This is a genomic window from Massilia aurea, from assembly GCF_014200505.1.
Classification (GTDB): Bacteria; Pseudomonadota; Gammaproteobacteria; order Burkholderiales; family Burkholderiaceae_D; genus Telluria; species Telluria aurea_B.
On sequence record NZ_JACHBX010000001.1, the window covers coordinates 1717216 to 1731938 of the forward strand.

The 14723-nt window shown below is 64.1% G+C and carries 13 protein-coding genes; 3 read left to right on the plus strand and 10 right to left on the minus strand.

Annotated features, from left to right (window positions below; genetic code table 11):
• The first annotated feature begins 67 nt into the window (after positions 1 to 67).
• A complete protein-coding gene (locus tag HD842_RS07590) occupies positions 68 to 1042 on the plus strand; it encodes an IS1595 family transposase (protein WP_183552795.1) in 975 nt (324 codons plus the stop codon).
• A 57-nt stretch (positions 1043 to 1099) separates the two neighbouring features.
• Here the strand turns inward: HD842_RS07590 and HD842_RS07595 are convergent, their stop codons facing one another.
• The 4 genes from HD842_RS07595 to HD842_RS07610 form a co-directional block, all read right to left on the minus strand.
• A complete protein-coding gene (locus tag HD842_RS07595) occupies positions 1100 to 1732 on the minus strand; it encodes a PqiC family protein (protein ID WP_183552797.1) in 633 nt (210 codons plus the stop codon).
• On the minus strand, positions 1729 to 3399 hold the full coding sequence (locus HD842_RS07600; RefSeq protein ID WP_183552799.1) for a PqiB family protein: 1671 nt from the start codon (positions 3397 to 3399) through the stop codon (positions 1729 to 1731). Before HD842_RS07600 ends, HD842_RS07595 begins: the two co-directional genes overlap by 4 nt.
• Positions 3392 to 4675, minus strand: coding sequence for a paraquat-inducible protein A (locus tag HD842_RS07605; RefSeq protein ID WP_183552801.1), 1284 nt, complete (start codon positions 4673 to 4675; stop codon positions 3392 to 3394). Before HD842_RS07605 ends, HD842_RS07600 begins: the two co-directional genes overlap by 8 nt.
• 86 nt (positions 4676 to 4761) lie before the next feature.
• On the minus strand, positions 4762 to 5619 hold the full coding sequence (locus HD842_RS07610; RefSeq protein WP_183552803.1) for a hypothetical protein: 858 nt from the start codon (positions 5617 to 5619) through the stop codon (positions 4762 to 4764).
• 257 nt (positions 5620 to 5876) lie between these two features.
• Here HD842_RS07610 and HD842_RS07615 point away from each other — a divergent pair, with 257 nt between their 5' ends.
• Both HD842_RS07615 and HD842_RS07620 read left to right on the plus strand, forming a co-directional pair.
• Positions 5877 to 6935 (plus strand): AI-2E family transporter, encoded by a 1059-nt coding sequence (locus tag HD842_RS07615; RefSeq protein WP_183552805.1) that lies wholly within the window; start codon positions 5877 to 5879, stop codon positions 6933 to 6935.
• Between the two features lie 96 nt (positions 6936 to 7031).
• The gene (locus HD842_RS07620) at positions 7032 to 7685 is read left to right on the plus strand and encodes a VTT domain-containing protein (protein ID WP_183552807.1); all 654 of its coding nucleotides are present in this window, start codon (positions 7032 to 7034) and stop codon (positions 7683 to 7685) included.
• Between the two features lie 51 nt (positions 7686 to 7736).
• Here HD842_RS07620 and HD842_RS07625 read toward each other — a convergent pair whose 3' ends face one another.
• The 6 genes from HD842_RS07625 to HD842_RS07650 form a co-directional block, all read right to left on the minus strand.
• Positions 7737 to 8882 (minus strand): PAS domain-containing sensor histidine kinase, encoded by a 1146-nt coding sequence (locus HD842_RS07625; protein ID WP_183552809.1) that lies wholly within the window; start codon positions 8880 to 8882, stop codon positions 7737 to 7739.
• 189 nt (positions 8883 to 9071) lie between these two features.
• Positions 9072 to 9290 carry a hypothetical protein gene (locus HD842_RS07630; RefSeq protein WP_183552811.1) on the minus strand — a complete coding sequence of 73 codons (219 nt, stop codon included), beginning with the start codon at positions 9288 to 9290 and terminating at the stop codon, positions 9072 to 9074.
• 191 nt (positions 9291 to 9481) lie between these two features.
• Entirely contained in the window at positions 9482 to 11104 is a 1623-nt protein-coding gene (locus HD842_RS24370; RefSeq protein ID WP_183552813.1) for a methyl-accepting chemotaxis protein, read from the minus strand.
• 266 nt (positions 11105 to 11370) lie between these two features.
• Positions 11371 to 12303, minus strand: coding sequence for a type II secretion system F family protein (locus HD842_RS07640; RefSeq protein ID WP_183552816.1), 933 nt, complete (start codon positions 12301 to 12303; stop codon positions 11371 to 11373).
• A 15-nt stretch (positions 12304 to 12318) separates the two neighbouring features.
• Positions 12319 to 13293: a type II secretion system F family protein gene (locus tag HD842_RS07645; RefSeq protein WP_183552818.1), complete on the minus strand. Its 975-nt coding sequence runs from the start codon at positions 13291 to 13293 to the stop codon at positions 12319 to 12321.
• A 9-nt stretch (positions 13294 to 13302) separates the two neighbouring features.
• Entirely contained in the window at positions 13303 to 14715 is a 1413-nt protein-coding gene (locus tag HD842_RS07650) for a CpaF family protein (protein WP_183552820.1), read from the minus strand.
• Between the last annotated feature and the right edge of the window lie 8 nt (positions 14716 to 14723).

The window sequence follows — 14723 nt, forward strand, 5'->3', positions numbered from 1 at the left end:
AGGGACGAGCTTGAACTCGTGCGCAGTTCGGTGGTCAAACCCCCGTTCCCAGCGTCAGGAGTTCTCGATGAAAGCGCCCCGTTTCAACAGCTGGTTCGCCAGGCTGCCGTCGCTGAATCAGCCACAGCGCCGGCAAGTGCTTGATGCCCTGCATCCTGCAGCCGGTCTCGACCAAGTGGTTGCATTGATCGCGCAGGCCAGGGCGCCAGCGCGTTGCTGTCCCAGCTGTGGCAACGAACGCTGTCACCGGCACGGCTTCGCCAACGACCTGCAGCGCTTTCGCTGCTGCGTGTGCGGCCGCACGTTCAATGACCTGAGCGGCACGCTGCTGGCGCGGCTGAGGCTGAAGGCCAAATGGCTCGCGTATTCGCAGGTGCTGCTTGATTCACTACCCGTGCGCAAGGCAGCAGATCGGATCGGCGTGCACCGCACTACGGCGTTCCGGTGGCGCCACCGTTTTCTTGCCTGGGTCAAGTTCGACCGGCCAACATCCATCAACGGTATCGTCGAGGCGGATGAGACGTTCCTTCTTGAATCGCAAAAAGGGGCACGCAAGCTCGACCGGCCGCCGCGTCGGCGGGGTGGACGGGCCACCAGGCGCGGCATTTCCAGCGAGCTCGATTGCATCCTGGTGGCGCGCGACCGCAATGGCCGCACGATCGATGCGGTCACTGGCCGGGGCGCACTGACGGCTGCACAACTCGAACGCGATTTGCTGCCCAGACTCGACCCACAGGCGCTCTTGGTCAGCGACAGCCATGCCGCTTATCGGGCCTTTGCACGCAAGCACAAGATTGCACATGCAGCGATCAACTTGCGTGCCGGCGTACGGATCAAGCATCTGGGCCACCTCGCCATCCACGTGCAGAACGTCAACGCTTACCACGAGCGCTTCAAGGCATGGTTGACGGGCTTTCGCGGCGTGGCGTCGCGCTACTTACCCAATTATTTGGGCTGGCGCTGGGCCCTGGATGGCAGGCGGGTCAGCTCTCCAGAACACTTGTTCTGTATCGCAATCAGCGTCATCAATAGAGAACGCTGACTGCGCCAAAAAGTAAGCCAGCAGAAGCTGCGTGACGCGGGCCTGCCCGCGGTTACCCTACGGGTTATTCACGCAGGCCAGCGTGCCGCCGGCAACCTGGCTGCGCACGCCGGCCGAAATCGCTGCAGCCAGCTTGGCCAGCGCGGCGCGGTGCCCGGCCACCAGTGCCTCGTACCCCGGCCCGACGTTTTCCTGGAACACGCTGCGGCAGGTCTGCACCGAACCACCATCGACCTTGCGCACGTTCCAGACCGCGTCGATCAGGGCGTAGCCGCCCTCCTTCGACTCGAAACGCTGGACGTTCGCGCCGATGCGGTACAGCGCGCTGCCGGCCGGCGCCGGGTTGCGGTACACATCCACAGCACCCAGATTGGCCGCGATTCCCAGTGACAGCCCGGTGGTGATTTCATCGGCCAGCGGACCAGCCCAGCGATGGTGCTCCATCAGCTCGATCTTGCCGGCCTTGCCCGCCACCATCAGCTGCGGACGGCGCACCTGCGCGGGAATCGTCACGGGGCGCATTTCAAAAAACAGCGGTGCGCTGGCCGCTGCCGGCGGCACGACCGTGGCGGCGCCGCCGCTGAGCGTATAGAACTGGTCGGTCGGCGTGCTGGAGCAGCCCGCCAGCAGCAGCGGGGCCGCCAGCGCCGCGCCGGTCAGTGCGCGGCGCGCCTGGATAAACAGCGTCATTCTTTTTTCTCCTGAGGTTTGCCGCGAATGAGCGACTGCGGATTGCGTTCAAGGTAATCGGCCAGCGCATCGATCTTGGCCATCGTGTCGGTCACCGACTGCAGCGCTTTGCGCAGATCGGACTGCAGCGGCGCATCCTGCGCCAGCACGCTTTCGGCACTGGCGAAGGTGGCCTTGGCGGCATTCAGCGTCTGCTGCATCTCCGGCAGCACCTTGCCATCGATCCGTGCCAGCGTCGCATTGGCCTGCACCAGCGTGCGGTTCAGGTTCACGCCGATCTCGTCGAATGGAATCTTGTCGAGCTTGCCCGCGATGCGCGAGATCTGGCTCTGCAGCTCGTCGAGCTGGCCCGGCACCGTCGGCAAGACCAGCATGTCGCCCTGCGCGGCGATCGTCGCCTTGCGCGCATTCGGGAAGAAGTCCAGCGCGATGTACAGCTGACCGGTCAGCAGGTTGCCGTTGCGCAGCTGCGCGCGCAGGCCGCGGCCTACCATCGCGGTCAAGGCGCGCTGGCCGCCGTCTTCACGTTCCATCGCCGCCATGAAGCCCTTGCCGAGACGCCCCGGATACAGGTCGACCGTGATCGGCATCGTGAATTTCTGGCGTTCGCGATCGAATTCGATGCCGACGGCGCGCACTTCGCCCAACGCCACGCCACGGAAATCGACGACGGCGCCCGGCGACAGCCCGCGCAGCGACTGGTCGAAGTACACCACGGCCGTGACTGCCGGCCCGTCTGGCGGGCGCAGCGCGGCGCTGCGGTCTTCGGACAGAACGAAGCGGGTGCCAGCCGGTGCCGGCGTCACCGGCTTGCGGTCGTCCGCCGATTCAAAGGCGATGCCGCCGGTGGCCAGGGCCGCCAGCGACTGGGTATTGAGTTTCAGGCCACTCGCATCGAGACGCAGATCGACGCCGCTGGCATGCCACCAGCGCGAATCCGGGCCCACCAGGCCGATGTAGGGCTGTTCGACGAACACTGACATGTCGATACCGTGCCCGGCCTTGTCCAGCGCCACCGAGGCCACCTGGCCTACGCGCACACGCTTGAAATACACGGGCGAACCGGGCGCCACCGAGCCGAGCGTCTCGGCATGCAGCTTGTATTCGCGACCCTTCAGGCCGATCGGAATCGGCGGCGCCGTTTCCAGGCCCGTAAAACTGTTGGTCGTGTCTTCTTTCACACCGGGCGCCGCGCCGATGTAAGGGCCGGACAGCAGCGTGCCCAGGCCAGAAACGCCGCTGGCGCCGATCTGCGGCTTCACGACCCAGAAGCGCGAATCGATGGCAGTGAAGCGGTCGGCCTCCTTGGCCATCTCGATCTTGGCGACGACCCGGTTGCCATCTTCGCCCAGCGTGACCGAGACGACGCGGCCAATGTCGACGTCCTTGTACTTGACCTTGGTCTGGCCCGCCTCGAGCCCTTCACCGCTGGAGAAATACACGTAGACGGTCGCACCCTTGTTGGTGACCCAGCTAACCACCTGCCAGGCGCCGATCAGCGCAGCAAGCACGGGAATCATCCAGATCAGCGATGGCAGCCAGCGGCTGGGGCGGTCGATGGCGGGCGACGCCGCCAGCGGCGCCGATGGACCCACGGGCGGTTCCGACGGCGTCGGCGGGGTCGGCGGCGGGTTGGCCGATGGTGTTGCGCTGTCCTGTTCAGACATGGGGTTCTCCGTTCGATTCAATAGGGTCCCAGATCAGGCGCGGGTCGAACTGGTGCGACGCGACCATCGTCACGATCACCACGCAGCCAAACGCGATCGCGCCCGGTCCGGCCGTGATCACCACCAGCGCATCGAAGCGCACCAGCGCGACGGTCAGGGCAACCACGAAAATATCCAGCATCGACCAGCGGCCGACAAATTCAATGGCCCGATACGCGCGTGTGCGCGCCATCGGCGCCGTGCGCGAGCGCGCCTGGGCGGTGGCATTCAGCCATGCCAGTGCGGCGAGCTTCGACACCGGCACCACGATACTGGCAATGAAAATGATGATGGCCAGGCCCTTCGATCCGGTGTTCCAGAACAGCACGACGCCGCTCATGATGGTGTCGCCCTCCGTGCCACCGATCGAACGGGTGTACATCACGGGCAGCATATTGGCGGGAATATAGAGCAGCGTGGCGGCCAGGAGCATGGTCCAGGTCCAGCCGACGCTGTGGGGAATCCGACGATGCAGCGCGGCGCTGCAGCGGGCGCAGCGATCGGTGCCGTCGCGTGACGGGCACGTGTGATTCACGAGGCCGCAGGCGCTGCACGAGACCAGCACCGAATCGGCCTCGGGAATCGTGGTGGTCTGGCGTGCCGGATCGGATTTGCGCAGCGGCGCCAGGCGGTCGGCCAGCGCCCACAAGGCTTTTGGTTCATAGCGCATGACGAGCGCGCACAGGATCGTCAGCACGCCAAAGGCAAACAGGGCGGGATGCGGCTCCACGCGCGCCAGGCTGGTCATCTTGATCACGGTGATCAGGATGCCGATCATCAGCACCTCGGTCATCGCCCAGTGGCGCGCGCCCTGCACGGTGCGCAGCACGAGGTTGAAACCGGGTACGCGCATGCCCCGGGTCAGGCCGAGCGCGACATAGAACAGAGAGCCGAGCTCAATGCCGGGAAAGATGATGGCGCAAAAGAAGACCAGGGCCGCGATGACCTGGTCGCCCGCGCCCCACAGCACGGCCACTGCCTGGTACAGCGTGGCGCCCGAGAGCATGCCGCCCATCTCGAGCGTGACGATCGGGAACCACTGCGCCAGCAGGAACACGAACACGGCGCCCAGCGTCAGCGCGGCCAGCACCTCGGCCTGGCGCGCCGGGCTGCCTTTGTGCCAGCGGTACAACTCGTGCTGGCAGCGGTGGCAGCTGGCGCGCTCGCAGGCGGCCAGCGGCCGCCAGTGATACAGGCTGCCACAGTCATGACATGCGACCAGTTGATCCGTTTTCACCCACTCCCCTTACACCAGTGCTTTCACACTAGGTATTATGACCGAGAGCAACTGAACGTGCAGTTCCAACGTGAGCGCAGTCCCGATCAGAAGCGGACCTTGACGTAGGCCGATGGGCCGGTCAGCTTGAGGTCGATGTCGGCCGTGCGCTCGCCATTGCGGTGCAGGTCGATTTTCTGGATGCCGTAGTCGAGGACCAGGCCGATGTTCTTGTGCGGGAAGTATTCCACACCGAGCGCGCCGTTGTAGATGTGACCTTCGACATTGCCGCCGTTTTTCTTCACACCCGAGGCTTCCGCGTAGAAGCGGACCTGGTCGTTCAGCGCGTGGCGCCATGCCAGTTCGACGGTTGGAGCCCAGACGCTTTCGCTGGCCGACGCCGAGCCGCTCCACGAGTAATTTTCCACGGGTGCGGTCGCGCTCACATTGGCCGACGCCGAACCGGAAATCTTGGCGCGCAGGTGGGCCGCACCCAGGCCGACGCCAAAGACGTTCTTTTCCTTGCCGAACCACATTTTGTACGACAGGCGTGCCAGCTCGATGCGCAGGTTGGCGTCGGCGCGCAGCGAGCCGCTGACCGGACGGCCTTCATACACGGTGTCGCCCTTCAGGTCGGCGCCGTAGCCTTCGTCGAAGCGGAAATAGTCGAACGAGATGCCGTGGCTATCGCCGATCAGCACTTCGCCCTTGACGCGTGGCAGCGTGACGTCGCTGATCTCTTCATCCGGCGTGTCGACACGGCCGTAGCGGGTATCGCCGCCCAGATGGATTTCAGGATCGGCGTAGAACGCGCCGGCCGAGATGCTGACGCGATCGAGCGCTGGCGACTGCTGTGCCTGCGCCATGCCTGCTGCGGCGGCGCCCAGCAGAATGGCGCCCTTGATTGCGCGGACGAGGGTGGTGTGGACGGACGGGGCAGCAGTGCGTGGTGCAGGGCAGGACATGGTTTCTCCGGATAATCAATTGATAGAAGTGCCCGCCAGACTGTGTCTCGACGCGGCAACAGTTAATTATCGCAAGATGTTAGTTTGCCAACCCGCACGATTGAACTGACTTTGTGGTCATTAAGCCACACCGGTCTTTTGCAGCATGCAAGTTGCATACTTGGCACACCGCCCCGCGTCATTACACGAACGCACCCAGTGCTGCGCGCCTCATGGTTTATCATCCAGAAACATTAACCTTTTCGCAAACGCAGCCAATGAAGCAATTTACCCTTCCGCAGAATTCCTTTCTGCTCCTGCTGACGATCGTCACCATCGCTTTCCTCTGGATTCTGCTGCCGTACTCCGGCGCCGTGTTCTGGGGCGTCGTATTCGCCATCATCTTCGCGCCGCTGCAATCGAAATTACTGCGGGCAACCAAGGGCAAGCCGACCGTTGCCGCCCTGCTTTCGCTGCTGGTCATCGTGCTGATGGTGCTGCTGCCGCTGGCCATGATCACGGCGTCGCTGGTCGATCAGGTCGCCGGCATCTATACGATGGTCAGCAGCGGGCAGATCGATTTCGCCCACTACTTCGAGGTCGTGATGCGCGCCTTGCCGAACTGGGCCATTTCGATCCTCGAACGCTTCGAGCTCACCAACCTGGCCTCGCTGCAGACCAAGATCACCGAATTCGCCGCGCAGATCAGCCAGGCAGCCGCCACGTATGCACTCAATATCGGTCGCAACACGCTCGACTTCGTCGTCAGCATGACGATCATGCTGTACCTGCTGTTCTTCCTGCTGCGTGACGGCCGCATCCTGGCAGCGCGCATCCAGCGCGCCGTGCCACTGAGCGTCGAATACAAGAGCCGCCTGTTCCAGAACTTCACGACGGTCATCCGCGCCACGGTCAAAGGCAATGTGCTGGTGGCCGTTGCGCAAGGCGCACTGGGCGGCCTGATCTTCTGGATGCTGGACGTGTCCGGCCCGCTCCTGTGGGGCGTGGTGATGGCGTTCCTGTCGCTGCTGCCGGCCATCGGCGCGGCACTGGTCTGGGGGCCGGTGGCGATCTATTTCCTGGTGACGGGCGCAATCTGGCAGGGCGTCGTGCTGGCCGCGTATGGCGTTCTGGTGATCGGTCTGGTCGATAATATCCTACGCCCGATCCTGGTCGGCAAGGACACCAAACTGCCCGACTACGTGATTCTGCTCTCCACCCTGGGCGGTATGGCGCTGTTCGGCCTGAACGGTTTCGTGATCGGACCGGTGATTGCCGCCCTGTTCATCGCAGCGTGGGATCTGTTCTGCCGCTCGGACGAGTTCCAGGAAGAGTAACAGCAAGGGTTAGACTAAAGGTAAGATACGCGCTTTGCCCCGGCCAGCATGACGTCGGTCGGGGTCCTGCCGCAACCTGATTCAACGAGAAATTCAATGCTGACTACCCTGCTCGACTGGTTCCTTCATCTGGACCGCCACCTCGCCGTACTGGCCGCCGAATACCAGTTGCTCGTCTATGTGCTGCTGTTTGCCGTGATCTTCGTCGAGACGGGCGTGGTCGTGATGCCGTTCCTGCCCGGCGACTCGCTGCTGTTCGTCACCGGCGCACTGGCCGCCAAAGGCATGCTGTCACTGGAAATATTGATTCCGCTGCTGATTGTCGCAGCGGTCACCGGCGATATCCTCAACTTTGCCATTGGCAGTGCGTTCCGTGAACGCGTGAAGCGCGGCTACCGGTTCCGCCTGATCAAGGACGAGCACATTGCGCACACCGAGCGCTTCTTCGAGCGTCATGGCCCCAAGACCATCGTGCTGGCGCGTTATGTGCCGATCGTGCGTACGCTTGCACCGTTCGTGGCGGCGCTGGGCAGCATGCGCTACGCCACCTTCCTCGGGTACAACATCGCTGGCGGCACCTTGTGGGTCGTGTCGTTGACGGTTGCCGGCTACATCTTTGGCAATATCAAGTGGGTCAACGACAACCTGACGGCCGTCATCATGGGCATCATCGTGCTGTCGCTGGTGCCGGGCATCGTGGCCTGGCTGATGGAGCGTCACCGCGCGCGCCGTGCGGGCGGTCCAGTCTGACCTGACCATCTTTGCCGCGACCCAAGCCGGGGATTATCCCCGGCCAGAAGGTCAGGCGGCGCAGACGGCCACTGGCAAGGCCATCGATACGGTGGTGCCCATCCCCGGCCCCGCGCTGCGCACGAAGATCGATCCGCCATGGGCTTCGCACACGCCCTTGGCAATCGTCAAGCCCAGGCCCGCACCGACGGGGGCGCGGCCCGGGGCCAGCGCACGGCGCTCGAATGGCTCGAAAATGTGCTGCAAGTCTTCGGCCGCGATCCCGGCCCCGCAGTCGATGACCTCGGCGCGTAGCACATTGCCTTCGATATAGACGCGCAGGCAGATCTCCTCACCATCCGGCGTGAACGCGCTGGCATTGCACAGCACGTTGCCCAGCGCCTGCGCCACCCGTTCCGGATCGCAGCACAGCTCGGCGTCGGGATTGTCGACCTCGACGATCAAGCGCTGGTTGCGCGAGCGCACCAGCGTTTCCACCGCATCGAGCGACAGGTTCACGATCTCGTGCTTGGTGCAACGGCGTGGTTCGACGGGCAGTGTGTGGACGCAGTCAACACGTGACGCGTCCAGCAGATCGGCAATGAAACGCGCCAGCTGCTTGGTTTGGCGCTGGACGACGCCGGCCATTTTTGCCACGCCAGGATCCTTGTTCGCGCGCTGCAACAGGCCAGCGATGCTCATGATGGGCGCCAGCGGGTTGCGCAATTCGTGCGCCAGCATGGCCAGGAATTCTTCACGCGCGTGGGCAGCGTCGCGCTCCCGCTCTTGCAGCCGGCGTTGCTCGCTGATGTCGGTCAGGCAGCACAAGGCGCCCACGACGGCGCCATCGGCGTGGAATACCGGCTTGGCGTGCACCACGATGCGACGTGGTTGGCCATCACGGCACACGGCGAGCAGTTCAGTAGGACATGGCGATTGGCCTGCGGCTGCCTGCGCCGCCGGACTTGCCGTCTTGTCCAACAATTCACCATCCAGGGACCGAAGTGTCTCGAACCCATCCCACCGCATGTCTTCCAGCAGCGGGCAGGCATCACCCCAGATCCGCTTCGCTGCTGCATTGACGTGGACCAGTGTTCCATTGGGAGAGCAGCAGTACGCCGGGCAAGGCATCTGCTCGATGGCCCACGCATAGGATTCGGGCCACCCATTATCCAGCTCGCTAAATTCGCCGTCGAGCGGCGTGTTCTGATTGTTCATGGTGCAAATGCGGAAAGAGCACCGCTATCAAAGTCTCAATCGACATTATCGAGGTTGCAACATTTGCACAACGTAGGAGAGCGACTACCGGGCTTGTGGGAGGTTGACGTGCAGGCGGGTCGTAAACGAAAAACGCCCCGCATTCTGCGGGGCGTTCAACATGGGTCGGGCGGGCGCCCGACCAGGGAATCAGTTCGATTTGGCGTGGGCTGCCAAGCGGCGCGCGACGGCTGGCGAGACGGCATCGGCGCCGCGGGTCATACGGTACAACGCCCAGACATCGGCGCTGCCGGTGGTGCGGGTTGCGGCGGTTGGGGCTGCCTTGACTTCACGCACGAAATCGAATGCGGTGCTGAACACGGCGGCCAGTTGGGCGGCGAACGATGGGCGAAGGGACAAGGTGGTCATGGTTTTCTTCCTGTGTGTTTGATCTGGTATGAAGCTAGTATGCGCTCTATCAGATAGAAATCAAATTGCGATCCATGATAGTCGTCATTCACAAATCAACTATCTTGGATATTCAATATTTGATCGACAACAGGAAAGCGAACAGTGCCGGCATCATGCCGGCACCTTCATTCCACTGCGTCCAGCCCGTCTCAGACGCCAGCCAACGCAAGACGTCCGACCGGCGCTGGCTGGCTGCGTGCCGGCGCAGGTGCAGCGTGGGCGGCAACCGTGCTGCCACCAGTCTTGAACACGCTGACCACGTCGGCCAGGTGCGCAGCCTGCTCCTGCATCGAGCCGGCAGCGGCGGCGGCTTGCTCGACCAGCGCGGCGTTTTGCTGCGTCGCCTGGTCCATCTCGGTGATGGCGGCGTTGACCTGCTCGATGCCCGCGCTCTGCTCGTCGCTGGCGTGCGAGATCTCGCTCATGATGCCGGTCACGAGGGAAATGCTCTGCACGATATTGGTCATCGTGGTGCCGGCACTGTCCACCAGGGTGGTGCCCGCCTCGACCTTCTGCACAGAGTCGTCGATCAGGCTTTTGATTTCCTTGGCCGCTGCAGCGGAGCGGTGCGCCAGGTTGCGCACTTCGCTGGCAACGACGGCAAAGCCGCGGCCCTGTTCACCGGCACGCGCCGCTTCCACGGCAGCGTTCAGGGCCAGGATATTGGTCTGGAACGCGATGCTGTCGATGACACTGGTGATGTCGACGATCTTGCGCGACGACGCATTGATTTCGCTCATCGTGCCGACCACTTGCGCAATCACGGCGCCGCCCTGCCCGGCAATGCTGGCAGCTTCGGAGGCCATCGTGTTGGCGCGGCGGGCGTTATCGGCATTCTGGCGCACGGTGGACGTGAGTTCTTCCATCGACGAGGCGGTTTCTTCCAGCGAGCCGGCCTGCTGTTCGGTGCGGCTCGAGAGGTCCAGATTGCCGGCGGCGATTTCCGCCGACGCCGTTGCGATCGTTTCGGTGCCGGCCCGGACCCGGGTCACGATACCCAGCAGGTTGTCGTTCATTTTCTGCAGGGCCGCCATCAACTGGCCGGTTTCGTCGCGGGTGGTGACCGTGAACTGGCTGCTCAGGTCGCCCGACGACACGCGGTCGGCAACTGCGACGGCATCCTGAATTGGCCGCACGATCGAGCGGGTAATGAAGATACCGAAGGTTACGCCCAACCCGATGGCAAGGATCCCCATGCCAATCAGGGTCGTGCGCGCCGTGTCATACGCTGCGGTCGCGTCTGAGACGAATTTTTCTGCTGACTTTTGCTGCGCAACGGCGAGCTTGCTGATCGATTCGACGTAGACCACGCTGGTCGGGAGCATCTGGCTCTCGAAGATGCGCTGTGCGGCTTCGTTGTCGCCGGCCATCTTGGCCGCCAGCAGCGCCTTGCGTGCCGCCGCGTACGGCACGCGGGCCGCCACCACCTCTTCGAGCTGCGCCTGCGACTTCGGATTGCGCAAGCCGGCCTTGATCGTTTGCTGCAATTCGGTGGAACGCACGGAACCTGCTGCGATGCGCTCGCCAATCAGCTTGACCTGCGCAGGCTCCGGCGTACGGTAGGCCATCTCGACCAGCGCGCGGTTGACTTCGATGATCCTGGTCCACTCGGCCACGTTGCGCTGGTTCTTCATGCTGGTGTTGACCACGCGATCGGTCGCATCCTTCATGTCGCCCATGCGACCGAGGGTAACGACAATCACGATGGCCATCAGGATCAGTACGGCCGCATAGCTGAACGCCAGGCGCGTGCCTATTTTTAAATTTTTCATCAACGGTAATCCGGGAAGTGTGTGAGAGACCGGCGCCCTGCGTATGCCTAGGAACGCCGTGTGGTAAAGATGCCCAAAAGAAATATGATCGCACATGCGCGCAACTCGTGTGTTGCACACGACCAACATCTTCGGTCAACGGTGCCGAATCGGCGTGTAGTTCACGCAAGTACTTTTAACCTCAAACATGGTCGATCCGCCATGCATGGAACGAGCGCGGATCATCCGCGCTGCCGAGCGGGCAGACGTGTCTCTGCCCCGCCATCTCAGCTGCCGGCAACCGGGCTCATCGCGCGGAAAATCTGAATGACGGCCGGTCCCAGCAACACGACCAGCAACGCCGGAAAAATGCAGAAGATCAATGGAAACAACAGCTTGGTTGCAATCTGCCCCGCCTTCTCTTCCACCAGTTGCCGACGCCGCGTGCGCAGTTGTTCCGACTGCACCCGCAGCGCCGTGGCGACGCTGGTGCCGAAACGCTCGGCCTGGATCAGCATTTTGACGAGCGCATCGACGTCTTCCACGCCGGTGCGCAGCGCCAGGTTGCGCAGCGCCTTTTCCTTGGCGCTGCCGGCGCGCAGTTCCAGCGTCACCAGTTGCAGTTCGTCGGCCAGCACCGGGCTTTTCAGCCCGATCTCGCTGCCCACGCGCGCCAGCGCCGCGTCCATCGCCAGGCCTGCTTCGACGCAGACCGTCATCAGGTCGAGTGCGTCAGGAAAGCCTTCGAAGATGTCGCGCTGGCGATTGGCGACCCGGCGCTTGAGGAGAAAGTCCGGCAAGTAGTAGCCGATGCTGGCCGCGCTGACGAGAAACAGGAAGGTCAGCGCCAGTGGCCGGTTGGCATGGTGCGGCAGCGCGATCCAGACCACCAGCGGCAGGCCGAGCGTCAGCACGGATTTGCCGGCGTGGTACAGCCCGGGGGCCGACGGCGCGCGCCAGCCGGCGTTGATGAAGCGCAGCCGCAAGGGCGACGATTCCCAGCCGTCGGCCGGCACCGACAGCCTGGCCAGCGGCTCGGCGAAATCGGCCAGGCGCTCGCGCCAGCCATCGCCGCGCCGGGTCCTGGGCACATCGCGCTCGTCCAGCGCCACCAGGCGCGCCTTGACGGGATCGCGCGTCAGCAGCAGCAAGGCGACCACCGCGATGCCGAACACCAGCAGGAACATCGCTGCCAGCATGAGAATGTTTACCATGGTCATCGTGTCGTCCTGTCGTTACATCCGGATGCGGACGATCTTGCGGATCGCCAGCAAGCCAAAGCCCATCATCCCCAGCGCCGCGCCGCTCAGCTGGCGCCCGATCGGATCGTTCACCAGCACGCTCATCGTTTCGGGATTGGCCAGCGCCATCATGCCCCCGGCGCCAAAGGGCAGCAGGCACAGCACCCAGGCCGAGATGCGGCCCTCGGCCGACAGCACGCGCACCTGGCCGGCCAGCTTGTGGCGATCGCGGATGATGCTGGAAATCGACGTCAGCAATTCGGTCAGGTTACCGCCGCTTTCGCGCTGGATCAGCACGGCCACGACGAAGTACTGCAAATCCATGCTCGGCACGCGCTGCGCCAGGTTGTTCAGCGCGTCGCCCATCGAGACGCCGAAATTGACTTCATCAAATGCGGTCTTGAATTCTTCACCCAGCGGCGCGGCCACTTCGTCGGCCACCAGCTTCAGCGCCGTCGGGAACGCGTGGCCGGCGCGCATCGCGCGGCTCATCATGTCGAGCGCTTCGGGCAGCTGGCGCTCGAAGCGCACCATGCGCGCGTCGCGCGCGCGCGTCAGGCGCAGCACCGGCAGCCAGCCGCCAACGAGCGCGCCCGCCACCAGACCCGGCAACGGCAAGCGCAGCAGCAACGCCGCCACGAGTCCACCGAACGCACACGCTGCGCACACGGCCAGCAGCGACGCCACTTTCTGCGCACTGCCGGCCTGCAGCAGCATGCGGTCCAGCCGGTACACGCCGGGCAGGCGCTGTAGCAGCGGCTCGAGCTCCGGATTGTCGGACAGGCGCCGTTCCTTGACGATGGTGACATCGAGTTCGCGTGTCTCGCGTCCGATCACGCTGCGCAGCCGGCGCGCGATGCGCTCGGCTTCCGGGTTGTTGTTCGCCTGCCAGGCCGTGTACACGCCCCATACCAGCAGCAGGACGGCAGCAAACACCAGCAGGATGAACAGGAGGAAGGTAGTATCCATGCCAGAGTCCTAACGCGGCTCGAAGATGTGCGGCGCCAGATTCACACCGAACGTGCGCAGGCGCTCGGCAAAGTGCGGCCGCACGCCGGTGGCAGTAGACTGACCCAGCACCGTGCCATCGTCGGCCACGCCGGTCTGGCGGAACGTGAAGATCTCCTGCATCGTGATGACGTCGCCCTCCATGCCCGTCACTTCCGTGATCGACAGCACCTTGCGCTTGCCGTCGGTCAGGCGCGAGACCTGCACGACGACGCCCACGGCCGACGAGATCTGCTGGCGCATGGCCTTCGGTGGCAGGTTTGGCGCCGCCATGCTGATCATGTTTTCCAGGCGCGTGAGCGCTTCGCGTGGCGTATTGGCGTGCAGGGTCGCCATCGAGCCTTCGTGGCCGGTGTTCATCGCGCCCAGCATGTCCATGGCTTCTTCGCCGCGCACCTCGCCCAGAATGATGCGGTCGGGGCGCATCCGCAGCGCGTTCTTGACCAGCGCGCGCTGGGTCACTTCACCCTTGCCTTCGATGTTGGCCGGGCGCGTTTCCAGCCGCACCACGTGCGGCTGCTGCAGCTGCAGTTCGGCCGCGTCTTCGACCGTCACGATGCGCTCGTTGTGGTTGATGAAGCCCGAGATCACATTGAGCATCGTCGTCTTGCCCGAACCCGTGCCGCCCGAGATCACGATATTGACCTTGGCCTTGCCCAGGCCCTGCAGCACCTCGGCCATGTCGGCCGTCATGCTGCCATACGCCACCAGGTCGGCCAGGCGCAGCGGGTCGGCCGAGAAGCGCCGGATCGACATCACGGCGCCATCGATCGCCAGCGGCGGGATGATCGCGTTCACGCGCGAGCCGTCCGGCAGGCGCGCATCGACCATCGGGCTCGATTCGTCGATGCGGCGGCCCACGCGCGAGACGATCTTGTCGATGATCTTCATCAGGTGGGCTTCATCGGTGAACGTCACGTCGGTCAGCTCAAGCTTGCCGCGCCGTTCGACATACACCTGCTTGTGCGTATTGACCAGGATGTCCGAGACGGTCGGGTCTTCCAGCAGCGGCTCGAGCGGGCCGAAGCCCAGCATCTCGTTCTGGATGTCGCGCGTGAGCATCTTGCGCTCGGCGTCGTTGATGACGACCATTTCTTCTTCGAGCAGGCGTTCGACCAGCATGCGCAGCTCTTGCCGGATCTGGTCGGCGTTCAGGCGCTGCATGCTTTCCAGGTCGATGCGATCAAGCAGTGCTTCGTGGATGCGGGACTTGAGCTGGTGATACGCGCGGTTGTCGATCGGCCCGCCGCGCACGGCGGCGGCGCGCGGCGCCGGGGCGCCGGTAGTCACGCGCGAGGGCGCGCCTGCTATCGTGCTGGTGCTGCTGGCCAGGGCTGCGCTGCCGAGGCGTTCGCGCAGCGACGCGGAAGGGATCATGTTCATGTCGTTGG